The following is a 21,908-nucleotide window of genomic DNA, read 5'->3' as shown; positions in this document are numbered from 1 at the left end:
CGAGACCGGTAAACGTCTTGTGCCACTCGCTCCCGTGGTTTCCGCGCCGAGGGAACGAAGCGAACCCGTTTAGTCGCGCCGCGCGAACCACCCGCTATGGTCGCAGACGTGACGGTGGCGAGCGTCGCCGCGCTGCTGGTCACCGCGAGCTTCCCGTGCTACCTCTACGGCGCGTGGATCATCATCGACGCCGAGACCGTCACGTGGGGGACGTTGAGACACCACCTCGCGTACATCTTCGCGGGGCTCGCGCTCAACACCGTCCCCGTCGTCTTCTGGATGGTGCCGGCGCTGTTCGACCAGCTCGGCGGGTTCGCGGTGCTGCACGCGTTCTTCGGCGTGCAGGCGTACGCGCTGCTTGCGTTCGCGCTCACCGGCATCGTCCCCATCCTGCGCGCGAAACGCGAGTACAACCTCTACAACGACCCCGACCAGGACGTCGACCTCGACGAGATTCACGAGAACATGAGCGCGTGGCGGCTCCGACTGCGCGCGGGCGTCATCGGGTACGTGCTCTGCTGGCTGGTCGCGTGGGTGCTGGGCGTCGCGCAGTTCGTGACGAAGTACCAGACGCAGTTCTGAGCCGCGCTACCGCCGCCGATACCAGACGTAGGCGAGGACGACCGCGAGCACGAGCAGGCCGCCGGCGAAGAACAGCGCGCCCGGCGGGAGCGCCTGCGCGGCCGACTGCGACGCGGTGCTCGCGGCGGTCGTCGTCGCTTCCGCCGTCTCCGTGGCCGGCTCGCTCATGATGCCGACGTCGCCACCCTGCGTCGTCGCCGGCGCGGGCGCCGCGCCGCCCGCGTCCCCGCCCGTGGTCTGGTACTCCGGCGACGCCTGCCCGCCGAACAGCCGCTGGACGACGAGGCTCGCGACGCCGAGGAACCCGACCGCGCCGAGCACGCGCAACAGCCGGTCTTTCAGCGACGGCTTCGACGCCTCGTCAGCCGCGAACACGACCAGCGACTCCGACGCGGGCGCGTACACGTTCATCTCCCGGCCCTGCTCGGAGTACCACGTGTCCGCGACCTCCACGAGCTCGGCGTCCACGAGCTTCTCCAGGTGGTAGGTGGCGTTCTGCAGCGACGTCCCCACCTCGTCGGCGACGCTGGAGGCGGTGTCGGGCTCCTCGTACAAGGCGGCGAGAATCTCGCGGGCGGTCCGCGAGGACAGCGCTTCGAACACGTCGTCGGCGGCGTCCTCGCGGATGCCGACCACGCGGGAGCCGTCGCCGCGCTCGACGGTCGACCGCGAGGGGAGCAAGCGGTTCTCTGCCATCTGCGCGAGGCTACACGTCGCTCCTTCAAAGCATCTCCTAAAGCTAAAGCCCCGATTTGAGTCTCCGCGGGCGGGCCGAAGCGAGCGCTGACCGACCGGCTACCACTCGCTGCCGTCGGCGAGGTCGACGTCGTGCTGGAGCTTCGAGGACGGACAGACGTCTTCGAGGAGGCAGTCCGAACAGTCCGGGTTGCGCGCGGTGCACGTGTCCCGGCCGTGGCTGATGAGCCAGTGCGTGAAGTTCTGCCAGTGCTCGCGCGGGACGACGCCCATCAGGTCCTCCTCGATGGCCTCCGGGCGCTCCTCCTCGGTGATGCCGAGGCGCCGCGAGATGCGCTGGACGTGCGTGTCCACGACGATGCCCTCCGTGATGTCGTGGCCGTGCTGGAGGACGACGTTCGCGGTCTTCCGGCCGACGCCCGAGAGGTCGGTGAGTTCGCTCATCGTGTCCGGCACCTCGCCGTCGTGGTCCTCCAGGATGGCCTGCGCGGCGCTCTTGATGTAGCCGGCCTTGCTGTTGTAGTACGTGATGGAGTTCAGGTCTTCGGCGAGTTCGTCCTCGTCGGCGTTCGCGTAGTCCTCGACGGACTCGTACTTCTCGAAGAGGTCGGCGGTCTCCTTGTTCACGCGCTCGTCGGTGCACTGCGCGGAGAGGATGACGGCGACGAGCAGTTCGAGGCGGTTCGAGAAGTTCAGCGAGATCTCGGGCTCGGGGTACGCCTCTTCGAGGCGGTCGATGACCTCCTCGACCTGCGCCTCGCGCGTGTCCAGCGGTGTTCCCATACGCCGGCAGTCGGCCGTGCGCGCCTTCCCTGTAACGGAACCGTCCGGCGGACGGCCGCGTCCCGGGGCGGCGGGCTTCCGGGACGTTTATGCGCGCGACAGCCGCCCATCGGGGTATGAAAGCGACCGCGCGAGCCCACCCGATTCAGGGCATCGTGAAGTACCACGGGATGCGGGACGACGACCTCCGGCTCCCCTACCACGACTCCATCAGCGTCTGCACCGCGCCGAGCAACACGACGACGACGGTGGCGTTCGAGCCCGACCGCAGCGAGGACAGCTACGTCGTCGACGGCGAGGTCGTGGACGGCTCCGGCGCCGACCGCATCCGGAAGGTCGTCGACGAGGTCCGCGAGCGCGCGGGCGTCGACCACCGCGTGCAGGTCGAGAGCGTGAACAACTTCCAGTCGAACATCGGCCTCGGGTCGTCGGCGTCGGGGTTCGCGGCGCTCGCCCGCGCGGCCACCGAGGCCGCGGGGCTGGACCTCTCGCTGCCCGAGATTTCGACCATCGCGCGGCGCGGGTCGGCGTCCGCCGCACGAGCCGTCACGGGCGGGTTCTCCGACCTCCACACGGGCCTGAACGACGAGGACTGCCGGAGCGAGCGCCTCGACGTCCCCGAGGAGTTCGTCGACGACCTCCGCATCGTCATCGCGAAAGTTCCCTCCTACAAGGAGACGGGGCACGCGCACGCCGAGGCCGCCGAGAGCCACATGTTCGAGGCGCGCCTCTCGCACATCCACGCGCAGCTGGCGGAAGCGCGGGACGCGCTCCGCGAGGGCGACTTCGAGCGCGTGTTCGAGACCGCCGAGCACGACTCGCTGTCGCTGGCCGCGACGACGATGACCGGCCCGTCCGGCTGGGTCTACTGGAAACCGGACACCATCGAGGTGTTCGACGCGGTGCGCGACCTCCGCAGCGACGAGGGCGTCCCCGTCTACTTCTCGACGGACACGGGCGCGACCGTCTACGTGAACACGCGCGCCGAGTACGCCGACGAGGTCGAGGAAGCCATCGCGGACTGCGGCGTCGAAACGGACGTCTGGGAGGTCGGCGGCCCCGCGGAGATTCTAGACGAGAGCGACGCGCTGTTCTGACGGCGGGTACGGTTTTGGCGGTGGCGCGCGTACGGCCGGTATGCGCGTCGTCGTACTCGGCGGTGGCTACGCGGGCGTCATCCTGACCGACCGACTGGAAGACCGGCTGCCGGCGGACGTCGACCTCGTGGTGGTCGACGACACCGGCGAGCACCTCGTCCAGCACGAACTCCACCGCGTGATACGCCACCCGGAGTTCGCCGACGACGTCGTCGTGCCGCTCGACGAGGTCTTCGACCGGGCGCGCGTCGAGGTCGCGACCGTCGAGGACGTCGACCGCGACGCCCAAAAAGTCGCCCTCGCGGACGGCTCCAGCCTCGACTACGACGTGGCCGCGGTCTGTCTCGGCGCGGAGACCGCGTACTACGGCCTGCCGGGCGTGGAGGCGCACGCCAGCCCGCTGAAGCGACTGCCGGACGCCGCGCGCATCCGCCGCGAGTTCGAGAATCTCGTCGAGTCGGGCGGCGGCACAGTCGTCGTCGGCGGCGCCGGCCTCTCGGGCGTGCAGACGGCGGGCGAACTCGCGGCGTTCGCGCGCGAGGCGGACGCCGCCGTCGACGTGGTGTTGCTCGAACAGCGCGAGACGGTCGCGCCGTCGTTCCCCGAGCGGTTCCGGGACGCGGTCCGCGACGAGCTCGACCGCGAGGGCGTGGACGTGCGCACCGGCGTCACCGTCTCGCGGGCGACAGACGAGGTAATCGAGACCGACGACGGCGACGTGGCGTACGACGCGTTCGTGTGGACGGGCGGCATCCGCGGCCCGGACGCGCTCGGCGGCGAGCGCGTGGACGTCCGCGCGGACTTCGCCGCGGGCGACCACACGCTCGTCCTCGGGGACGCCGCGCGGGTCGTCGACGCCGAGGGGACGGCGGTGCCGGCGTCCGCGCAGGCGGCCGTCCGCGAGGCGAAGGTCGCGGCGCGGAACGTCGAGACGCTGGTCGCGGACCTGCGCGAGCGCGACGACGGCTTCCGGCCGCGGCTGGAGCGGTACACGTTCGACTCGCCGGGCTGGCTGGTGAGCGTCGGCGACGGCACGGTCGCGCAGGTCGGCCCGACGGTGCTGCGGGGCGCCGCGGCGAACGCCGTGAAGTCCGGCGTGGGCGCGAGCTACCTCGCGTCGGCGGCCGGCGTCCGGGACGCGGCGGGGCTGCTCCGCGAGGAGTTCGGCCTCGCGGAGTGACACGGCTCGTGTAACCGAACGGCCAATCCAGTTTTACGGGGGCCAGCCGACTAGACGAGTATGACGGCCGACAGTTCCGCGGCTTCGGGGCCGCCCGGTCAGACCGACGGGAGCGGGGCTGCGGAGGGCAGCGACGCGCTCGACGGCGACCGCACGGTCCTCGTCGTCGACGACGAGACGGAGTTCGCGGAGGCGGTCGGCGACTGGATAGACCAGCGCTGGAACGCCATCGTCGCGACCGACGGCGAGGAAGCCCTCGCGAAGTACGGTCCCCACGTCGACGCCGTGTTGCTCGACCGGCGGATGCCGAAGCGCTCCGGCGACGAGACCCTCCGGGAGATCCGCGAGCGCGACGGGAGCGCCCGCGTCGCGATGCTGACGGCGCTGGAGCCGGACCTCGACGTCGTCGAGTTGGACTACGACATGTACCTGGAGAAGCCGGTGGACCGCGAGGAGGTCGTCGACGCCACCCGGGAGCTGCTGGAGCGCGCGACCTACACGCGGGAACTGCGGGCGCTGTACGCGCTCAGCTCGAAGGTCGCGGAGCTGGAGGCGCACCACGACGAGTCGGAGCTGGCCGACGACGAGCGCTTCCAGCGGCTGCAGGCGGAGCTGGACCGGGTGCGCGAGCAGACGTCGGCGCAACTCGACGGCGCCGACGACGGGGGGATGGCCGAACTCCTGCAGGTCGTCGAGGACGCCGACCGGTAACGTCACGCCACGGGGAGCGTGATGCGGACGACGGTGCCCGTGGGCTCGTTGTCCCGGAGTTCGACGCCGCCGCCGTAGGACTCGACGGTTTTGCGCACGAGGAACAGCCCGAAGCCGCTGCCGGAGCTGTGCTCGCCGAGTTCGCCGCGCTCGAACACCGCGTCCTTGCGGTCGTCGGGGACGCCGGGGCCGTTGTCCGCGACGCGCACGGTCACCCAGTCGCCGTGGCGTTCGGCGTCGGCGTGGACGCGCGGCGTCTCCTTGTCGTTGTGTTCGACGGCGTTCGCGAGGACGTTCTCCAGCACCGGTTCGAGCAGTTCGTCGGCGCTCACGGCGACCTCCGGGACGTCCCCGAGCGAGACCTCGGCGTCCTCGTAGGCGTTGCGCGTGCCGTCGACGACGTCCGCGAGCGCGGGCCGGAGGTCGACGGGTTCGAGGACGTGTTCGCCGTCCTCGACGAGGGACTCGGTGTACGTGCGCATCGTCTGGACGAACTCCGCCATGCGGTCGAGGTGGTCGAGGAGGACGTCGCGGTGGTCCGCGAGGTCGTCGGCGCCGTCGAGCGTCTGGAGTCGCGCCCGCACGACCTGCACGTCGTTGAGGAGGTTGTGGCGGAGCGTGCGGTTGATGAAGTCCAGTTCCTCGCGCTCGGACGCGAGTTCGCGCTCGTAGTCGAGGCGCCCGAGCACGTCGTCGAGGTGCGTCGCGAGCACGTTGACCGCGTTCAGCTCGCGGGTCGCGAGGTGCGCAGCGAGTTCGATGCGACCGCGGTCGCCGACGTCGGCGACCGTGTTGAACGCGGTGTCGGCGTCGTCCGAGCCGACGACGACTTCGCCGTCGAGCACGACCCGGACCGCCGCGGGCGCGTACAGCTCCTCGATTGCTTCCCGGGCGAGCGCGGCGGCGCGGTCCCGGTTCTGGGCGTTCACGAGCTTCGACGCGTACTCGTGGAGGAGGCCGAGGCGCTCGTTGGCTTCCCGCTCGCGCGCGAGCTGTTTCTGTTCGGTGACGTCGGTCGCGACGACGTAGACGTACGTGCGCCCGCGGTCGGTGTCGTGGGGGACGAACTGGACGATGAACTCGCGGGCGTCGCGGTCGGCGGCAGCGAGTTCGTGGACGCCGTCCGCGTCGCTGTACGCGACCTCTCGGGTCGTCGTCTCGCCGCCGTGGTCGCCGTCAAGCAGCGACGACAGCGAGGTGTCCGCGAGGCGGGCGGCGTCCGCGATGGCGGCGTCGGGGTCGGCGAACGTCTCCCGGAAGCGCTCGTTCGCCGAGGAGACGACGGGCGAGCCGTCCGCGAGTTCGACGGTGGCGACCGCGTCGCTGGTGTTCTCGAAGAGGCCGGCGAGGCGGTTGCGCTCCACCTGGAGGTCGCGGCGGCGGCCGGCCGAGCGCGCGCGGTAGACCCCGATGCCGAACGACCCGAGCGCGCCGACGACGACCGCGTCGAGCGCGATGACGTACGGCTTGAGCTCGTGCATCGTCCACGACTGGACGGCGACGACCCACGCGAACAGCGCGGCCGTCGCGGCGGTGCCGGCGAACGTCGTGGTGGCGACGGTGGCGGCGTGGTCGCCGTCCGACTGCGAGCGCGCGAGCCAGACGCCGCCCGCGACGAGGAGCGCGGCGAGCGCGAACAGGGTGACGTTCTCGACGAGCGACGGGAACAGCGCCCAGCCGAGGGCGGTGGTGTCGTCCCAGACGTCGTACAGCGGCACGGCGAACAGCGCGACGCCGAGCGCGGCGACGGCGTACCCGGCGAGGCGCCGGCGGCTGTCCGACGTTGCGGCGGCGGGCATTTGTCGGGAGTGCCGGGAGCAAGCAGTTAAGCGTACTCGCCGAGCGCGGGCGTCACGCGGCGCCGGCGCGCGGCAGTTCGACGGCGAAGACGGCTCCGCGCGGCTCGTTGGCGGTGACGTCGACGCGGCCGTCGTAGTGGTCGACGAGCGTCCGCACGAGTTCGAGGCCGCCGTCGGCGTCCGCGAGGACCGACGGGTCGACGCCGGGGCCGTTGTCGCGGACTTCGAACCGGACCGTCTCGTCGGCGCGTTCGACCGCGACCGTCACCCGGGGGTCGTCGGCGTCGTTGTGCTCGGCGGCGTTCTCCACGAGGTTGTCGACGACCGACTGGACGGCGTCGTTCGCGCGCACGAGCGCCCGCTCGGGGAGGTCGGTGTCGACGGCGACGGCGTATGCGTCGGCGACGCGGTCGGCCGCGGTCTCGGCCGGCGGGACGAGGTCGACGGGTTCGAGCGCGGCGTCGTCGCTGAGCGTGTTCGCGATGGTGCTGGCGTTCTCGATGCGGTCGAGGGCTTCGTCGGTCTGCTCGTGAATCGTCTCCGCGCGGGACTGGACGGCGTCGTCGTCGCTGGTGGCGGCGAGCAGCTCGGCCTGCCCGCGGATGACGCCGAGGCTGTTGCGGATGTCGTGGCGCAGCACGTCGTTGACGAACGCGAACGCGTCGCCGGCGCGGGCGGCGCGGTCGGCGTCGCGGCGCGCGCGAACGTAGAAGGCGCCCGCGACGAAGCCGGCGACGGCGCCGACGCCCGCGTCCACGAGCATCGGGAACGCGGGTTCGACGACGCGGCGGCCCTCGAACTCGCGAATCGCGATAGTGAGCACGGTGACGGTGGTGAAGAGCGCGCTGCCGGCCATCGACCACGCCGCGACGAGCCAGCGGGCGTCGGCGCCCACGTCGGCCGCGTGCAGCCAGTAGCCCGCGAAGAGGAGTATCCCGGCGGGGACGGCGTCGACGACGAACGCGGACAGCGGCCCGCCGGTGTGGTTGATGTGCTCGATTTCGGTGGCGTGGTGGGCCGCCGAGACGGCGAGCAGGCCGACCGCGAACCCCGCGACGACGGCGACCGGCAGGTGTCGTCGCAGACTGCCCATGCGGGAATCGACCACGGACGGCAACTTAGTTGTTTGTAGTGACAGAACGAGTGAACGCCGCGGAGAACTGCCGGTCAGTGCTCCGGGTGCCGGAGCGTGAACGGGCTGTCGTCGCCGGGCGCGGCGCGGAGGACGCGCTGGACGCGGTTGTGCCACTGGTCGTAGAACCGCCGGCGCTCGGCGTCGCTGGCCTCGCCGGCGACCAGTTTCGGAATCAGGTCCGTGACGCTGCCGCCGTCCTCGCCGGGCGGCGACATCCCGACCGCCCCGGGCGCGAACGAGACGCGGACGCTGTCGTCGGTGTCGAGGCGGTGGAACGCGAACGTGCGGCCGGGGCCGTCGAGGTCGGTGAACGAGAGGAGGTTCTCGCGGCCGCCGTAGCCGCCGAACCCAGTGAATCCGGTCTCGCGGTCGGCGCCGGTGACGTGGCTGACGACGTTCGCCATCGGACCGAGGCCGTGGTCGTCGGGTTCGCCGCCGACTTCGACGGCGATATCGCTGCGGACGGGGAGGTCGTCGGGATAGAGGTCGTTGAGCGCGAGCTGGGTCGCGCGATACGCGCCGGCGACGGCGGGGCAGGCGTGGCCCGCGGCGAGCACGACCTCGGGGAAGCCGACGACCAGCGGGTCGCCCTCGGGGACGACGCCGAGCAGTTCCGCGAGCGGGTCGCGGACCGCGATGGGGTCGGCGTCCGCGAGGTGCTGGAAGTTCGTTCGGTCGGTGCCGCGTCTCGGTGCCGGGTCGGTCTCGGGGTCGACGAGGTCACTCATGGATTTCGAGGTAGGTGGCGTACTGCTTGCGGAGGACGCGCCGCCGGCTCTCCACGACGGCGAGCAGTTCGTGGGGGGTCTCGGCGGCGAGCTTCGGGTACTCGGTCTTCGCGCGGCGGTCGGTGCTCTGAATCTCCAGCACCGACCCCGGCGGGAGGTCTTCGAGCGCGCGCTGCACGCGCACGATGCCGTTCGCGCAGCCGCGGCCGCGGTTGTCGACGGTGCGGTCGGGGTCGACGTCGGGTTCGGTGTCGGGGACGTCGAGGTCGGCCATCAGTCGCCCACCTCCCCGTCCATCTCCGCGAGGTCGCAGACGCCGTCGATGGGCGAGCACGCGCGCCACATCGGGCACGCGAGGAAGATGACGAACAGGACGGCGACGAACCCGAGTTTCGCGAGCACCGCGAGCCCGACGGCCGTGCCGACGTACGTGCCGAGGCTGGTGCCGAGCGCGTCGACGGCCTGATAGAGGCCGGTGAGCACGATGGTCGGAATGACGAACCGGACCGTCCACCGGAACCGTTCGAGCTGCTCGCCGGCCGCGCGCACGACGGGCGGGGTCGGCTGGAGCTGGCCGGTGGGGACGGCGACGAAGATGTTCCAGACGGCGCCGCCGACCCACGCCGCGAACGCGAGCAGGTGGACCGCTCGAACGGCCGCGGGGACGGCGCTGCCGCCCGCGAGCGCGACGTCGGCGGCGGCGGACAGCGCGACGGCGAGCACCGCGACGGCGAGCGCGAGAACGCCCACGGTCGTGCGGAAGCGCTCGGGGACGGGCGCGTCGTCGAGCGTGTCGACGGCACCCGCGACGACGGTGAGCGCGAGCGCGCCGGCGAGGCCGCCGCGGAGCGCGAGCGGCGCGTCGGCGTAGGCGACGGCGAGCAGCGCGACGCCGGTGACGGCGACGACGGCGAGCGCGGCGACCGCGATGCGGTCGAAGCGCCGGTACATCTCCGCGCAGTAGTCGGCGGCGGCGTCGACGTCGCCGGGGCGGACGAAGCCGTGCTTCCAGAGCAACCCACCGAGCAGGACGCCGAGCGCGACGAAGTACCCCCACTTGGCAAGCGCCAGCAGCGCCGACCACTGCCCCGTGAGGTCGAGAGTCAGCGCGGTGCCGACCAGCGACGCCGCGAGGATGACGGACAGCGCGGCTTTCGGGAGGAGGTACTTGTCGAAGAGTTCGTCGGCGACTGTGCCGGCCGGCTCGTGGGTCACGTCTGCCATCGCGACTGGAACACCTCACCGGGAGTTAGGTACGCCTAAACTAAGGGCTGTGCGCGGACATGTTCGGCCCGCCGTCAGCGCGTCTCCAGCGCGGCGACGACCGCGAGGAGGACGAACGCGAGGGCGAGCGCGCCCGCCGCGGCGAGCGCGCGACCCGCGCTCGTGAGCGCGGAGACGCCGAACGCGAGACCGCTCGCCTCGACGACCGCACCGGCGAGGAGCGCGGCGAGCGCGGCCCGCGTCGTCGTCTCGCTGGCTCCGGGGGCGTCGGCGACGCTCGGCGGGTAGAACTGGACGAGGAACCCCGCGACGGTGACGGTCAGAAAGCCACCGAGCACGAGCGCCGCGTGCCCGGCGATGCGAGCCGGCGGGAGCCAGCCGACGGCGACGCCGGCGGCGACGAGGACGGCGACCGCGCCCGCGGCGAGGCCGGCGAGGATGCCGGAGAGGCCGACGCGCCGGCGGTCCGAGCGGGCGAACAGCGCGACCGCGTGCGCGAAGAACGCGGCGACGGCCGCGCCCTCGACGGCCGCGGCGGCGCGGAACAGCCGGCCGCCCCACAGCGAGCCGGCGAGCAACCCGGGGCCGACGCTACCCGCGACGAGGACGAACACGGAGGGGCCGACGAGCGGGTCGACGCCGAGGAACCGCGGGAGCAGGCGCACGCCCAAGACGAACACGAGGAGCGCGGCGACGCCCGCGGCGAAGAGGTGCGAGACGCCGGCGGGCGACGCAGCGAGCAGTCGCGGCGCGGCGGTCTGCCCGGCGAGCAGGTCGTACGACCCGACGACGAGGTACGCGAACGGCACCGGAACGGCGAGCACCGCGGCGCGCTCGGCGCGGTTCGAGGCGTCTGCGAACGGGTCGCGGGCGGCGCCGCGCAGCGACCGCGCCAGCGACCCGGCGAACACGGCGACGCCGGCCGCCCACAGCAGCGCGCCAGCGAGTCGCGTGCCGTCCGGCGTCGCGGGGAGGTAGCTCGCCGCGAGCAGCAGCGTCCCGGACGCCGCGAGCGCGAGGTGGACGCCGGGGAGCGGACTGGACCGGTGGACGCGCCCGAAGTACGCGGGCACGAGCAGGTAGGCGTGCCCGAAGACGACGTGGAGGACGAACCCGAGCACGGCGAGTTCGACGGCGCTCCGAGCGGGAACGCCGGCGAGCAGTCCGACCCGCCAGAGCAGGAGGAAGGCGACGCCGGCGAGCGTGAACAGCCGCGTCCACCGACCGACGCCGGAGCCTGTCACTGCCACGAGCGGGACGACGGTCCGCAACACGGAGACACCTCCGTCGAACACATTCGACGCGTGGGGCGTGCGGGCGTGCCACACCGAACATCTCCGGACGCAGGCATTTGCGGGCTCGCGGCCTACGTCGCGGTGATGGCTCCCTCCACGCGCGACTCCGACGGCGTCGAGTGGACGCGCGCGACCACCGACGGCCGCCGCGCGCCGGTCCGGCGGAACGTCCGGTACCTCGAAGCCGTCCTCGAACACCGCGGACTGGAGGCGACGCGGTTCGGCGGCGGGTTCTTCCCCGACGCCGTCCCCTACACGTGCGGGGAGGAAGCCCGCGTCTTCTACTGGCGGTCCGTTCTGGACGCCACCGCGCCCCCCGCCGGCGAGTGGCGCCACGTCTGCGCGACGCCGTACCGCGTCCAGCCGGCCGGCGCCGGGGAGCCGCTCGCACCCGTGCTGACGGCCGACGACGGCCGTACGGTCGTCGTGGAGGGAACGGTCGGCGGGGACTCGACGGAAGCCGAACTCGCGGCGGGCGCGGCTCCCGACGTGACTATCGAAAGGGTGGCCGACGGCGAGGCGGTCGTCGCCGCCGCCGGCGACCGGTACCGCGTCGAGTGCGGAGGGCGCCGCGACCTCTCGCTCGGCGAGCAGCGGGTCGAACTCCCGGACGGGGAGACGGCGACCGCGGACCGCGTGCTGTCCGTCCGGTACCCCGGCGAGCGGACGTTCTACCACCCCGCCGTCGACGCCTCGTACCGGCTGTTCCCGTCGTTCGGCCTCGACCTCGAAGACGCGCCGCGCGCGCTGGACGTCGAGCCGGGCCCGAACGTCTCCGAGGACGCGGTCGCCGACGAACTCGGCGTCGACCTCGACGCGCGGCCGTACGCCGAGCGCGTGCTCTGGCAGGCGTTCGTCCACACCGCGTTCGGGGACGACGCCGCGCCGACGCTCGCGCAGTTCCCCGACGGCCCGTTGGCCGTGTGGCCTGACGGCTGACGCCCGCTACTCGCCGGCCGGTCCGAGGTAGTCCCACGCCTGCAGGCGGTCGCCGTCCCCCGCCACCCAGCGGTCGCCGATGTCGTCGCGGTAGTAGAGGTTCGGGATGAGCACGTCCTCGACGCGCTCGTAGGCCTGTGCCTGGGCTTCCTGCATCGTCTCGCCCTTCCCGGTCACGACGAGGGGCATCCCGGACTCGCCGGCGACCCGCCACTGGCCGTCCACGCGCTTGGCGTCCTCGATGTGGACGCCCGCCGGCGGCGTCGTCGTGCCGCCGTCCTCGTCGGAGTCGAAGACGATGGCGGCGTTCCGCGAGTTCTCGTCGTAGGTCGCCTCGTCGTCGAACGGGAACGGCGGCAGCACCACGCGCACGCCGATCTGGTAGCCGCCGTGGACCTCGAACTCGGGGTCGCGGCCGTTCGCCAGCGCCGCGAAGAACTCCCCCGTAGAGGACTCGATGGCTTCCTCCTGGAGCGTGATGGTGGGGTAGCCGAACCGCGGCGTGAACTCCAGCGGGTAGATGCCGGTGTCGTTGACGATGCAGTTGAGGTCGATGCTGCCGACGTAGCCCTCGTCGGCGAGCCACCCCTCCACGCGGCCGAGCGTGCGCTCGAAGAGGTCGTTGCGCCGCGACCAGAACATGCTCGTCCCCATCTCGCCCGTGGAGGGGCCGATGTTCCCGGGGAACAGACGCTTGTGCTCGAAGTTGAAGTTCACCGGCTCCACGAACTCCTCGCCGTTGAAGAACCCGCAGACCGCGACCTCGACGCCCTCGACCTTGCGCTGGAGCTGGAACCCCTTCATGCGGTGGCCCCACGCCTTCTCGTACGCGCGCAGGACGTCGATTACGTCGCTGCCGTCGTCGTCGTTGCCGACGTACAGCAGGCGCTTGACGTTCTGGACCTCGCCCAGCGGCTTGACGACGTACGGGCCGGGATTCTCCTTGACGTGCTGGATGCCGGCCTCGAAGTCCGTGAACTCCTCGTGCTCGATGGTGTTGACGCCGTTCTCCTCTAAGACTTCCATCGCGTAGCCGCGGTCCTCCTCCAGCCGGTCGGTGTTGGGCGTGCCGCCGACGACGGCGTGGCCCTCGGCGCGGAGTTCCGCCGCGAGCGCGCCGGTGCCGACGTCCGAGCCGACCCAGATGTCGTCGAAGACGACGACGTCCGCCCAGTCGAGTTCGGACTCCCAGTCGTCGGTCTTCGGGACGAAGCCGTCCGCGATTTCCCGGTCGCTGTCCGCCTCGATGTAGTACTTCACGTCGTGGCCTTCCTCGTGGACCTGCCACGCCACGTCCCCGATGAGCGCGGCGTCCGCGGAGACGAACAGAAACTTCGTCGGTTCCATACGCTGCCCACTCCGGGAGCGACCAAAAGAATGCTGACCACTCGGACGCGGAACAACGCGGCTCCGGCGTTCGCCACGCGGCGCGTTGCGCGCCTCAGCCCCGCGTAATTCCGCCGAGCGCGCGGTGAAAGGTGTCATGTCCGGAATCCATTTATACCAGTTGCGTGCTAATGCGTGGTATGCCATCAAGAGTCAATCGACGGGACGTGATTCGCGGCCTCGGCGCCGCAGGTATCGCCGGCCTCGCCGGCTGTACCGGAGGCGGGGGCGGCGGGAGCGGGAGAACCATCAAGCAGGGCGTCCTCCTGCCGACGACCGGCGACCTCGCGGGCCTCGGCGCGCCGATCCGCGACGGGGCCGTCCTCCCGCAGACGCTGCTGGAGGGCGAGACCGACTTCGAACTGGACTTCTCCGTGCAGGACACCCAGACCGACCCCAACGCCGGCCAGTCCGCGGCGCAGACGCTGCGCAACGGCGGCTATCCGGCGGTCACGGGCGCGGCGTCCTCGGAGGTCACCATCGCCGTCGCGGAGAACGTCTTCATCCCCTCGGGGATGGTCGGCTGCTCGCCCGCGAGCACGTCACCGGCCATCACCGACCTCGAAGACAACGGCCTCATCTACCGCACGCCGCCGACGGACGCCCTGCAGGGACAGGTGCTCGCGCAGGTCGCCGTCGAACAGCACCAGGCGTCGACCGCGGCGACGATGTACGTGAACAACTCCTACGGCCAGCTGCTCGCCGACAGCTTCAGCTCGGCGTTCCAGGAGCGCGACGGACAGGTCGCCCAAGAGGTCTCCTTCCAGAAGGGCCAGTCGTCGTACAGCTCGCGCATCTCGCAGGCGCTCAACGACAACCCCGACGTGGTGGTCGTCATCGGCTATCCGGAGAGCGGCATCCAGCTGTTCCGTGACTTCTACTCGGACTTCGACACGGACGTCCCGATTCTCGTCACGGACGGGATGCGGTCGGCGAGCCTCCCCGCGGACGTCGGCAACCCGCTGGACAACGTCACCGGCACCGCCCCGCAGGCGGCCGGCCCGGGCCGGGACTACTTCGACGAGCAGTACCAGTCCGAGTACGGCGAGGAACCGGGCGTGTTCACGTCGCAGGCGTTCGACGCCACCGCGGTCTGCCTGCTCGCGAACGCCGCGGCCGGCGAGAACACCGGCACCGCCATCGCGGAGGAGATGCAGAACGTCGCGAACCCCGGCGGCGAGGAGGTCACGCCGAGCACTCTCGCGGACGGCCTCTCGATGGCCGCCGACGGCACGGAAGTCCAGTATTCGGGCGCGTCCAGCGCCGTCGACTTCGACGACAACGGCGACCTGAAGGCCGCGACCTACGAATACTTCGGCTTCCAGGAGGGCGGCGGCATCGAGACGCTCGACGAGATTCAGTTCTCGGCGTAACGCGGCGACCACTCGTTTTTTCGACGCGACGGATTCTCTCAGCCTGCAAACGCCACCGGCGTGTTTTGTCAGTGCCTGCGGAACGTCCCCGCGGAGAGTTATGCAAGCTACACGAATGCGAGTGGCGGCAGCGACCGCCCTCGTCGTCGTCTCCCTGACTGCGGGCTGCATCGGCGGGCTGTCCGCTGACGGCTCCGTCGACGCCGCCGCAGTCGGAGACGCGGTCGAACAGCGATACGCCGCCCTGGACGGCTACGACGCGACGGTCACCCGCACGGTCGAAGTCGGCGACTCGACCACGGAAGCCCGCGCAGACGTCAGCGTCCGCGGCGAACAACGAGAAGTCACGTACAGCACCGGTCCGCGCGCCGGTGAGACCGTCACCGAGTCCGCCGACGGCGGCCCGGTGTTCGACGCCGGTGCGGGCGCCGGCAGTCCCGCGACGCCCGCCGGCTACGGCGCACTCGCGGAGACGCTCGTGCGAACGAGCAACGTCACCGTCGAGCGCGTGACCACCTACGACGGTCACCAGACTGCGGTCGTCGAACTCGAACCCCACGAGAACGCGACCGGCGACGCGACGAACGTCTCCCGGACCGTCTGGGTCGATCTCGACCGCGAGGTCCCCCTGAAGTTCGTCACGTCGTGGACGACCGACGGCGGCCAGCCCGCCTCGGTGACGGTCACGTACGACGACGTGACGCTCGTCGAGAACGCGTCCGCGAGCGCGGAGGTGGCGGCGTGACTGGAACCGACGCCGCCCGCGGTAGCGTGCGCGGGGTGACCCTCGTGCTCGTCGTCGTCGGCGTGGTCGTCGGCGTCGCGTTCGCGCCCCAGGCGTGGGGGTACGCGACCGAGCCCGACGGCACGGTCGCGGTCGTGGAACTGCACGGCTCCATCACGGGCGACTCCGCGAGCGCGGTCGTCGACGACCTCCGGGAAGCCCGGCAGAACGACTCCGTTCAGGCGGTCGTCCTCGACGTGGACAGCCCCGGCGGCACCGCGTCCGCGAGCGAACAACTCTACCTCGCGGTGAAGCGCACCGCCGGCGAGATGCCCGTCGTCGCGAGCGTCACCGGCACCGCGGCCTCCGGGTCGTACTACGCCGCCGCGCCCGCCGACGACATCTACGTCACGCCCGCCTCGGTCGTCGGGAGTATCGGCGTGCGCGCCACCCTCCCGTCCGGCGGCCTGCCCGCCGGCGAGGTCGTGACCGGCCCCGACAAGGGCAGCGGCTCGACGCCCGACGAGGTCCGCCAGCGCGTCGAGACGCTGCGCCGCGCGTTCGTCGGCTCCGTGTTCGCCGAGCGCGGCGACCGCATCGAGCTGACCCGCGAGGAGGTCTCGCACGCGAAGGTGTACGCCGGCGCCAACGGCGTGCAGAACGGCCTCGCCGACGAAATCGGCGGCATCGACACGGCCATCTCGGCCGCCGCCGACGACGCCGGCCTCAGCGACTACGACGTGGTGCGGATGGAAGCACCGCAGCCGTCGGTGCTCTCCCAGCTCGGGCTCGCGACCGACGGCGAGTCCGCGGACGCGACCACCGAGCAGGTGTTCGAGTACCGCGGCGTCGACACCGTCCAGTACCTGATGCTGCACGGGACAATCGAGACGGACGCGGCCGCCAACGAGACGGGGGTGACCGCGAATGCGAGCGCGTGAGGTCGCACGCTCGGTCGCGGTCGTCGCCGTCGTCGCGGCGGTCGTCGTCGCGGCGGCGTTCGCGGGCGGGTTCCTGCTGGACTCGCCCACGCAGTCCGAAGCGCCGTCCGCGCCCGCCTACGACGCGAACGAACTCGTCGCCGAGCCAATCGACGACGGCGGGAGCGTCACCGCGCCCGCCGGCGACGAGTCCAAGACCGTGGTCATCGACGTGAGCCACGGCAACGGCGTCAGCGAGAACTCCCTCCAGCCGTTCGTGGACGCGCTCGTCGCCGCCGGCCACGAGGTCCAGTTGTTCGGCGGCGGGTCGTCGAGCACCATCGGCGCCGAGCCCGGCGCCGCGTTCAACGAGACGCTGCGCGGCGCCGACGCGCTCGTCGTCGCCAGCCCCGCGACGTCGTACTCGTCGAACGAGGTCGCGGGCGTGGAAGCGTTCGCCGACGCGGGCGGTCGCGTCCTGCTCGCGGCGGAGCCGCCGACGACCACGAGCACGACCTCGACCGTCTCGATACCCGGACTGACGTCGAGCAGCTCCGTGTCCGCGTCCGGGCAGCCGGCGAACCTCGCGGCGTCGTTCGGCGTGTCGTTCGGCGACGGCTACCTCTACGACATGGCCGAGAACGCGAACAACTTCCAGTCCGTGTACGCGGGCGGTGACAGCGGCGTCGCCGACGGCGTCGGGGACGCAATCCTCACCGACGCCACGCCCGTGACCACCGGCGGGGACGCCTCGCCCGTGCTGACGGCCAGCAGCGTGTCGCTGTCCTCGACCCGCGACGAGGGGTCGTACGCCGTCGCCGCGCGCAACGGGAACGTGCTCGCCGTCGGGGACACCGACTTCCTGACGTCGGGCGCCGCGACGGAGGGCGACAACGACGTGCTCGCGAGCAACGTCGCCGCGTTCCTCGTCACCGGCGACAAAGAAGCGGGCGCGCCCGCGGCACCCGCGGGCTCGTCCGGCGGACAGACCGGAACCGGTTCGACGGTCGTGACGGCCTGACTCAGCCGCCGAGGAACTCTCGGCGGACCTCCTCGTCGTCGAGGAGGGCGTCGCCGTCGTCCATGTAACTGTTCTCGCCGTTGACGAGGACGTAGCCGCGGTCGCAGCGGCGCAGCGCCTCCTTGGCGTTCTGCTCGACCATCAGCACGGAGGTGCCGTCGTCGTTGATGCGGTCGATGCGGTCGAACATCTCGTCGACGAGGTCCGGCGCCAGCCCCGCCGAGGGCTCGTCCAGCATCAACAGGTCGGGGTCGAGCATCAGCGCGCGCCCCATCGCCAGCATCTGCTGTTGGCCGCCCGACAGCGACCCCGCCTTCTGGGTGGCGCGCTCCTCGAGAATCGGGAAGCGCTCGTAGACGGAGCGAATCCGCTGCTCGGGCACGTCGTCGAGGATGTACGCGCCCATCTCGAGGTTCTCGCGCACGGACAGCCCCGCGAAGACGTTCTCGTTCTGGGGAACGTAGCCGATGCCCTCGTGGATAATCTCCTCGGGCGGGAGCTCGTGAATTGGCGCGTCCTGGAACGTAATCGAGCCGCCCATGTACGTCGTCAGCCCGAAGACGGACTTCATCACGGTGGACTTCCCGGCGCCGTTCGGCCCGACGATGGTGACGTACTCGCCGTCGCGGACGTCCAGCGCCACGTCAGACAGCACCTGGAGGTCGCCGTAGCCGGCGTCGAGGTCGCGGACCGCGAGGATGCCGGTCTCGTCGTCCGGGAGCGCCGACTCGCGGGAGGCGTGCTCGCTCATACGTTCCCCCCGAGGTAGGCCTCGATGACTTCCTCGTTGTCCTGTATCTGTGCGGGCGGCCCCTCGTCGAGGACCCGCCCCTGGTGCATGACGACGACGTGCTCGCAGTTCTCCATGATGAGGTCCATGTCGTGTTCGACGAGCAGGAACGTCAGCCCCTGCTCGCGGAGGTCGTGGATGCGGTCGAGGAGCTTCTCTTCTAGCGTGGGGTTGACGCCCGCGAACGGCTCGTCCAGCAACATCACGTCGGGGTCGGTCATCAGCGCGCGCGCCAGTTCGAGGAGCTTGCGCTGGCCGCCCGAGAGGTTGCCGGCGTACTCGGCCGCGAGGTGGTCGAGTTCGAAGAACTCCAGCGTCTCCCAGGCCTCCTCGCGGAGGTCGCGTTCCTGGTCGACGACGCCGCCGCGCAGCCCCGGGACGACCGAGCGCGCGATGGACTCGCCCTTCTGCCCGCCCGGCGCGAGCATCACGTTCTCGAGGACGGTCATCTCGTCGAGTTCGCGCGCAATCTGGAACGTCCGCACGAGCCCGCGTTGGGCGACCTCGTGGGGCTGGAGGCCCGTGATTTCCTCGCCGCGGAAGTAGACGTCGCCGGCGGTCGGCTCGTGGACGCCCGTGATGCAGTTGAACGTCGTGGACTTCCCCGCGCCGTTCGGCCCGATGAGCCCCGTCAGCGACCCCTCCTCGACCTCGAAGGACGCGCCATCGACGGCGGTGATGCCGCCGAACTCCTTGCGCAGCCCCTCGACGCGCAGCGGGAGGCCGCGGGGAACCTCCTTCGCGCCCTCCTCGATTTCGGAGTCGGCGCTCTCGGGTTCGAGGTCCTCGGGAACGTCTACGTCCTCCGGGACTTCGGCGTCGGCGATGTCGTCGCCGGCGTCACTCATCGTCGTCACCCCCGTTCGCGGCGGACTGACCGCCCGGGCGCGTGTCCGCGGCCAGCGAGACGCCGGCGGCGGTCTCCTTGCGCGCGCCGAGCAGGCCGTCGGGACGGCGCTGGACGAGCACCACGAGCAACAGCCCCATGCCCATGAACCGGAGCGTGTCGATGTTGTTCAACAGGAACCCCGCCAGCGGCGCGAGGTTGCCGCTGACGATGGGCGCCAGCGCCTCCACGAGGTTCGCGGGGTCCGCGGAGACGTCGAAGGCGTCCGTGATGATGTTGCGGACGACCGGCGGCGCCTCGAACAGCAGGCTGGCGAACAGCGCGCCGCCGAGCACGCTCCCCGTGTTCGAGCCGGCGCCGCCGATGATGAGCGCGATGAAGATGTAGAACGTGATGTTCGGGCGGAACGCCGTCGGCGTAATCGACGCGCGCGGCCCCATCGCGAACCAGAGGATGCCCGCCAGCCCCATCAGCCCGCAGCCGAGCGCGAACGCGCGCACCTTGAAGTTCTGGGTGTCCTTGCCCAGCGACTGCGCGGCCGTCTCGTCCTCGCGGATGGCCTTCAGCACGCGGCCGTACGGGGACTTCCCGGTGCGCTCCAGAATCAGGTAGACGACGAGCAGCGCCACCAGCACGCCGACGGTGTAGACGGTGTTGATGGCGGTGAACCGCTGGATGCCGAACTGCTCGAAGAGGGAGAACACCACCGACCCGACCGCGGTCGGTTCCGAGATGGTACTCGTCGGGTCGCGCAACAGCAGCGTGTTGACGGGACTCGTCGGGAGGTTGTCGAACCCGCTCGCGCCGCCCGTGATGTCCGCGAACGCGGGCGTGTTGTAGACGATGCGGATGATTTCCGAGAGCGCGACCGTGACGATGGCGAGGTAGTCGGCTTTCAGGCGGAGCGCGGGCAGCGCCGCGACCAGCCCGACGACGGTCGCCGCGAGCATCCCGCCGAGGATGCCGACGGGCAGCGGCAGCCCCAGCCCGGGCGGCATCCCGGACGGCGCACTGGAGAGCATCGCGGCGGTGTACGCGCCGACCGCCATGAACCCCGCGACGCCGATGTTGAACAGGCCCGCGTACCCCCACTGGATGTTCAGCGCGAGCACGACGATGCCGTACACCGCCGACAGGAACGTCACGCGGCGCACGAGCGCGAGCAGGCCGTTGTTCCCGTAGCCGAGCGCGAGGCCGAACGCGTAGAACAGCGCCCAGATGCCGAGGAACATCGCGGTGACTTTCGCGGCGTCGCGCGCGAACAGCTTCCGGAGCGGCTCCAGACTGTCCCGCGTGGCGGACTCGCTCATGCGGTCTTCACCCCGCCGAAGATGCCCGACGGCCGGAAGAGGAGGATGAGAATCATGAGCGCGAACGCGGTCGGCCGGGCGAACGACGAGAGGTCGCCCTGCAGCCAGACCAGCGACACGCGGCTCGCGAGCCCGATGACGAGCCCGCCCGCGATGGCGCCGTAGATGGAGCCGATGCCGCCCATGATGACCGCCGCGAAGATGAGCAGCAACAGCAGCCAGCCGGTCTGGAAGCCGAGCCCGCCCTGCGAGAGCACGAGCAGGTAGCCGGCGGCGCCCGTCAGCCCGGCGCCGATGAGCCACGTGGACTTGATGACGCGCTCGGTCGGGATGCCAGTGACTTGCGCGAGCGCGCGGTTGTCCGCCATCGCGCGCATCGCCTTCCCGAGTTTCGTCTGCTGGAGGAGGACGTGGAGGCCGACCATCAGCAGCGCCGCGACGACGACGAGCGTGACCTCGTGGAGGTCGACGATGATGGAGCCGCGGGCCGGGCCGAGGAACGGCAGCGCGTCCGTCACCGCCTCCGCGACGTTCAGCGACGGGAGCTGGTCGGTGGAGGTGACGATGCGGCGGTTGTTCCCGAAGACGAACGCCACGAGGTAGCGGAGCAGGAACGCCACGCCGATGGACGCGATGAGCAGGGAGATGCCGTCGGCGTCGCGCATCGGCCGGTAGACGAACCGGTCGAGCGCGAGCGCGACGGCGACGGTCATCGCGACGGCGACGACGAGCCCGACGACGATGGCCAGCGGCGACAGCCAGATGTTCGCGCCGGCGTCAAGCGGCGGCGTCCGCAGCAACACCAGCGAGACGAGGTCGGCGTCACCGAGATGGGACTGCCCGAGGCCGGTGACGGCGTTGAGCGCCGTCTCGCCGAGCGCGAGCAGGCCGCCGACGCCCGCGATGACGTACGTGACCGCCCACCCGGAGAACGCGCCCGCGGTGAGGTAGTCGCCGTGCGCGAAGTTCGCGAAGTTGAGGATGCTGTACGTCAGCGACAGGCCGATGCTCGCGAGGCCGATGACGGCGCCGATGACGATGCCGCTCCACGCCAGCCCCGCGGCCTCGCTGATGGCGACGTCCCCGCCGAACCAGAGGGCGAACCACGGCGTCTCGAAGGGGCCGAGGGAGACGCCCGCGAGCTTCGCGAGCAGGTCCAAGAAGAGGACGGCCGCGACCGTCCAGACGACGGCCGCGCCGGGACTGCCCCGCGCGGCCCGGAGTCCGCGTTCTACTGTTGCGTTCGCGTCCATGTGTGAGTCTCTCGTGGTACGCTCAGACACGGAGGGATAAATAACGCTCGTTCGACGTGGTAGTATTTGCCAGTCGCCGCCGCTTCGGGCGGGTTGCGCGAGAAAATCGGTGGCG

At 71.3% G+C, this 21,908-nt stretch carries 22 protein-coding genes; 9 read left to right on the top strand and 13 right to left on the bottom strand.

The window, feature by feature from the left end:
- Nucleotides 1–96: 96 nt before the first annotated feature.
- Nucleotides 97–582, top strand: a complete 486-nt coding sequence (locus ABSL23_RS08635) for a hypothetical protein (RefSeq protein WP_353633428.1) — start codon at nucleotides 97–99, stop codon at nucleotides 580–582.
- A 6-nt stretch (nucleotides 583–588) separates the two neighbouring features.
- Here ABSL23_RS08635 and ABSL23_RS08630 read toward each other — a convergent pair whose 3' ends face one another.
- Together ABSL23_RS08630 and nth are read right to left on the bottom strand one after the other, a co-directional pair.
- On the bottom strand, nucleotides 589–1,278 hold the full coding sequence (locus tag ABSL23_RS08630) for a helix-turn-helix domain-containing protein (RefSeq protein ID WP_353633427.1): 690 nt from the start codon (nucleotides 1,276–1,278) through the stop codon (nucleotides 589–591).
- Nucleotides 1,279–1,377: 99 nt separating this feature from the next.
- Nucleotides 1,378–2,061 carry an endonuclease III gene (nth, locus tag ABSL23_RS08625; protein ID WP_353633426.1) on the bottom strand — a complete coding sequence of 228 codons (684 nt, stop codon included), beginning with the start codon at nucleotides 2,059–2,061 and terminating at the stop codon, nucleotides 1,378–1,380.
- 116 nt (nucleotides 2,062–2,177) lie between these two features.
- Here nth and mvaD point away from each other — a divergent pair, with 116 nt between their 5' ends.
- Genes mvaD through ABSL23_RS08610 form a run of 3 tightly spaced genes read left to right on the top strand, consistent with a single transcriptional unit; the run spans nucleotide 2,178 to nucleotide 5,049 of the window.
- Entirely contained in the window at nucleotides 2,178–3,158 is a 981-nt protein-coding gene (mvaD, locus tag ABSL23_RS08620; RefSeq protein ID WP_353633425.1) for a phosphomevalonate decarboxylase MvaD, read from the top strand.
- 40 nt (nucleotides 3,159–3,198) lie between these two features.
- A complete protein-coding gene (locus tag ABSL23_RS08615) occupies nucleotides 3,199–4,338 on the top strand; it encodes an FAD-dependent oxidoreductase (RefSeq protein WP_353633424.1) in 1,140 nt (379 codons plus the stop codon).
- Between the two features lie 60 nt (nucleotides 4,339–4,398).
- Nucleotides 4,399–5,049, top strand: a complete 651-nt coding sequence (locus ABSL23_RS08610; protein WP_353633423.1) for a response regulator — start codon at nucleotides 4,399–4,401, stop codon at nucleotides 5,047–5,049.
- Between the two features lie 2 nt (nucleotides 5,050–5,051).
- Here ABSL23_RS08610 and ABSL23_RS08605 read toward each other — a convergent pair whose 3' ends face one another.
- The 6 genes from ABSL23_RS08605 to ABSL23_RS08580 all read right to left on the bottom strand — a co-directional run bounded on the left by ABSL23_RS08605 (nucleotide 5,052) and on the right by ABSL23_RS08580 (nucleotide 11,209).
- Complete coding sequence (locus ABSL23_RS08605; protein WP_353633422.1) at nucleotides 5,052–6,848, bottom strand: HAMP domain-containing sensor histidine kinase; 1,797 nt, start codon at nucleotides 6,846–6,848, stop codon at nucleotides 5,052–5,054.
- Between the two features lie 52 nt (nucleotides 6,849–6,900).
- On the bottom strand, nucleotides 6,901–7,941 hold the full coding sequence (locus ABSL23_RS08600) for an ATP-binding protein (protein ID WP_353633421.1): 1,041 nt from the start codon (nucleotides 7,939–7,941) through the stop codon (nucleotides 6,901–6,903).
- A gap of 74 nt (nucleotides 7,942–8,015) precedes the next feature.
- Entirely contained in the window at nucleotides 8,016–8,711 is a 696-nt protein-coding gene (locus ABSL23_RS08595) for a hypothetical protein (protein ID WP_353633420.1), read from the bottom strand.
- A complete protein-coding gene (locus ABSL23_RS08590; protein ID WP_353633419.1) occupies nucleotides 8,704–8,985 on the bottom strand; it encodes a sulfurtransferase TusA family protein in 282 nt (93 codons plus the stop codon). Before ABSL23_RS08590 ends, ABSL23_RS08595 begins: the two co-directional genes overlap by 8 nt.
- Entirely contained in the window at nucleotides 8,985–9,935 is a 951-nt protein-coding gene (locus tag ABSL23_RS08585; RefSeq protein ID WP_353633418.1) for a hypothetical protein, read from the bottom strand. Before ABSL23_RS08585 ends, ABSL23_RS08590 begins: the two co-directional genes overlap by 1 nt.
- A gap of 74 nt (nucleotides 9,936–10,009) precedes the next feature.
- Entirely contained in the window at nucleotides 10,010–11,209 is a 1,200-nt protein-coding gene (locus ABSL23_RS08580; protein ID WP_353633417.1) for a hypothetical protein, read from the bottom strand.
- 105 nt (nucleotides 11,210–11,314) lie between these two features.
- Between ABSL23_RS08580 and ABSL23_RS08575 the strand changes: the two genes are divergently transcribed.
- Nucleotides 11,315–12,169 (top strand): hypothetical protein, encoded by an 855-nt coding sequence (locus ABSL23_RS08575; protein ID WP_353633416.1) that lies wholly within the window; start codon nucleotides 11,315–11,317, stop codon nucleotides 12,167–12,169.
- Nucleotides 12,170–12,175: 6 nt separating this feature from the next.
- Here the strand turns inward: ABSL23_RS08575 and ABSL23_RS08570 are convergent, their stop codons facing one another.
- Nucleotides 12,176–13,516 carry a phosphoribosylamine--glycine ligase gene (locus ABSL23_RS08570; protein ID WP_353633415.1) on the bottom strand — a complete coding sequence of 447 codons (1,341 nt, stop codon included), beginning with the start codon at nucleotides 13,514–13,516 and terminating at the stop codon, nucleotides 12,176–12,178.
- 179 nt (nucleotides 13,517–13,695) lie between these two features.
- On the opposite strand from ABSL23_RS08570, the gene ABSL23_RS08565 reads away from it, so the two are divergent.
- The 4 genes from ABSL23_RS08565 to ABSL23_RS08550 all read left to right on the top strand — a co-directional run bounded on the left by ABSL23_RS08565 (nucleotide 13,696) and on the right by ABSL23_RS08550 (nucleotide 17,593).
- Nucleotides 13,696–14,928: an ABC transporter substrate-binding protein gene (locus ABSL23_RS08565; RefSeq protein WP_353633414.1), complete on the top strand. Its 1,233-nt coding sequence runs from the start codon at nucleotides 13,696–13,698 to the stop codon at nucleotides 14,926–14,928.
- A gap of 115 nt (nucleotides 14,929–15,043) precedes the next feature.
- Complete coding sequence (locus ABSL23_RS08560) at nucleotides 15,044–15,673, top strand: outer membrane lipoprotein-sorting protein (RefSeq protein ID WP_353633413.1); 630 nt, start codon at nucleotides 15,044–15,046, stop codon at nucleotides 15,671–15,673.
- Nucleotides 15,670–16,593 (top strand): S49 family peptidase, encoded by a 924-nt coding sequence (locus tag ABSL23_RS08555; protein WP_353633412.1) that lies wholly within the window; start codon nucleotides 15,670–15,672, stop codon nucleotides 16,591–16,593. The genes ABSL23_RS08560 and ABSL23_RS08555 overlap by 4 nt, the downstream gene beginning before the upstream one ends.
- A complete protein-coding gene (locus ABSL23_RS08550) occupies nucleotides 16,580–17,593 on the top strand; it encodes a DUF4350 domain-containing protein (protein WP_353633411.1) in 1,014 nt (337 codons plus the stop codon). Before ABSL23_RS08555 ends, ABSL23_RS08550 begins: the two co-directional genes overlap by 14 nt.
- 1 nt (nucleotide 17,594) lies before the next feature.
- On the opposite strand, the gene ABSL23_RS08545 is transcribed toward ABSL23_RS08550, so the two are convergent.
- From ABSL23_RS08545 to ABSL23_RS08530, 4 genes are read right to left on the bottom strand one after another with little or no spacing between them, the layout of a single operon-like run.
- The gene (locus ABSL23_RS08545; RefSeq protein WP_059056204.1) at nucleotides 17,595–18,344 is read right to left on the bottom strand and encodes an ABC transporter ATP-binding protein; all 750 of its coding nucleotides are present in this window, start codon (nucleotides 18,342–18,344) and stop codon (nucleotides 17,595–17,597) included.
- Complete coding sequence (locus tag ABSL23_RS08540; RefSeq protein ID WP_353633410.1) at nucleotides 18,341–19,231, bottom strand: ABC transporter ATP-binding protein; 891 nt, start codon at nucleotides 19,229–19,231, stop codon at nucleotides 18,341–18,343. Before ABSL23_RS08540 ends, ABSL23_RS08545 begins: the two co-directional genes overlap by 4 nt.
- Complete coding sequence (locus tag ABSL23_RS08535; RefSeq protein WP_353633409.1) at nucleotides 19,224–20,540, bottom strand: branched-chain amino acid ABC transporter permease; 1,317 nt, start codon at nucleotides 20,538–20,540, stop codon at nucleotides 19,224–19,226. Before ABSL23_RS08535 ends, ABSL23_RS08540 begins: the two co-directional genes overlap by 8 nt.
- Entirely contained in the window at nucleotides 20,537–21,793 is a 1,257-nt protein-coding gene (locus ABSL23_RS08530; protein WP_353633408.1) for a branched-chain amino acid ABC transporter permease, read from the bottom strand. Before ABSL23_RS08530 ends, ABSL23_RS08535 begins: the two co-directional genes overlap by 4 nt.
- Nucleotides 21,794–21,908 lie beyond the last annotated feature (115 nt).

This window comes from Halobacterium sp. NMX12-1, from assembly GCF_040435975.1.
Classification (GTDB): Archaea; Halobacteriota; Halobacteria; order Halobacteriales; family Halobacteriaceae; genus Halobacterium; species Halobacterium hubeiense.
This window is presented reverse-complemented; position numbering and strand designations above follow the sequence as displayed.

Excerpts from the sequence above, each read along its gene's own strand:
- ABSL23_RS08635 (WP_353633428.1), top strand. The coding sequence starts at position 97 with ATGGTCGCAGACGTGACGGTGGCGAGCGTCGCCGCGCTGCTGGTCACC.
- ABSL23_RS08630 (WP_353633427.1), bottom strand. The coding sequence starts at position 1,278 with ATGGCAGAGAACCGCTTGCTCCCCTCGCGGTCGACCGTCGAGCGCGGC.
- nth (WP_353633426.1), bottom strand. The coding sequence starts at position 2,061 with ATGGGAACACCGCTGGACACGCGCGAGGCGCAGGTCGAGGAGGTCATC.
- mvaD (WP_353633425.1), top strand. The coding sequence starts at position 2,178 with ATGAAAGCGACCGCGCGAGCCCACCCGATTCAGGGCATCGTGAAGTAC.
- ABSL23_RS08615 (WP_353633424.1), top strand. The coding sequence starts at position 3,199 with ATGCGCGTCGTCGTACTCGGCGGTGGCTACGCGGGCGTCATCCTGACC.
- ABSL23_RS08610 (WP_353633423.1), top strand. The coding sequence starts at position 4,399 with ATGACGGCCGACAGTTCCGCGGCTTCGGGGCCGCCCGGTCAGACCGAC.
- ABSL23_RS08605 (WP_353633422.1), bottom strand. The coding sequence starts at position 6,848 with ATGCCCGCCGCCGCAACGTCGGACAGCCGCCGGCGCCTCGCCGGGTAC.
- ABSL23_RS08600 (WP_353633421.1), bottom strand. The coding sequence starts at position 7,941 with ATGGGCAGTCTGCGACGACACCTGCCGGTCGCCGTCGTCGCGGGGTTC.
- ABSL23_RS08595 (WP_353633420.1), bottom strand. The coding sequence starts at position 8,711 with ATGAGTGACCTCGTCGACCCCGAGACCGACCCGGCACCGAGACGCGGC.
- ABSL23_RS08590 (WP_353633419.1), bottom strand. The coding sequence starts at position 8,985 with ATGGCCGACCTCGACGTCCCCGACACCGAACCCGACGTCGACCCCGAC.
- ABSL23_RS08585 (WP_353633418.1), bottom strand. The coding sequence starts at position 9,935 with ATGGCAGACGTGACCCACGAGCCGGCCGGCACAGTCGCCGACGAACTC.
- ABSL23_RS08575 (WP_353633416.1), top strand. The coding sequence starts at position 11,315 with ATGGCTCCCTCCACGCGCGACTCCGACGGCGTCGAGTGGACGCGCGCG.
- ABSL23_RS08570 (WP_353633415.1), bottom strand. The coding sequence starts at position 13,516 with ATGGAACCGACGAAGTTTCTGTTCGTCTCCGCGGACGCCGCGCTCATC.
- ABSL23_RS08565 (WP_353633414.1), top strand. The coding sequence starts at position 13,696 with ATGCCATCAAGAGTCAATCGACGGGACGTGATTCGCGGCCTCGGCGCC.
- ABSL23_RS08560 (WP_353633413.1), top strand. The coding sequence starts at position 15,044 with ATGCGAGTGGCGGCAGCGACCGCCCTCGTCGTCGTCTCCCTGACTGCG.
- ABSL23_RS08550 (WP_353633411.1), top strand. The coding sequence starts at position 16,580 with ATGCGAGCGCGTGAGGTCGCACGCTCGGTCGCGGTCGTCGCCGTCGTC.
- ABSL23_RS08545 (WP_059056204.1), bottom strand. The coding sequence starts at position 18,344 with ATGAGCGAGCACGCCTCCCGCGAGTCGGCGCTCCCGGACGACGAGACC.
- ABSL23_RS08540 (WP_353633410.1), bottom strand. The coding sequence starts at position 19,231 with ATGAGTGACGCCGGCGACGACATCGCCGACGCCGAAGTCCCGGAGGAC.
- ABSL23_RS08535 (WP_353633409.1), bottom strand. The coding sequence starts at position 20,540 with ATGAGCGAGTCCGCCACGCGGGACAGTCTGGAGCCGCTCCGGAAGCTG.
- ABSL23_RS08530 (WP_353633408.1), bottom strand. The coding sequence starts at position 21,793 with ATGGACGCGAACGCAACAGTAGAACGCGGACTCCGGGCCGCGCGGGGC.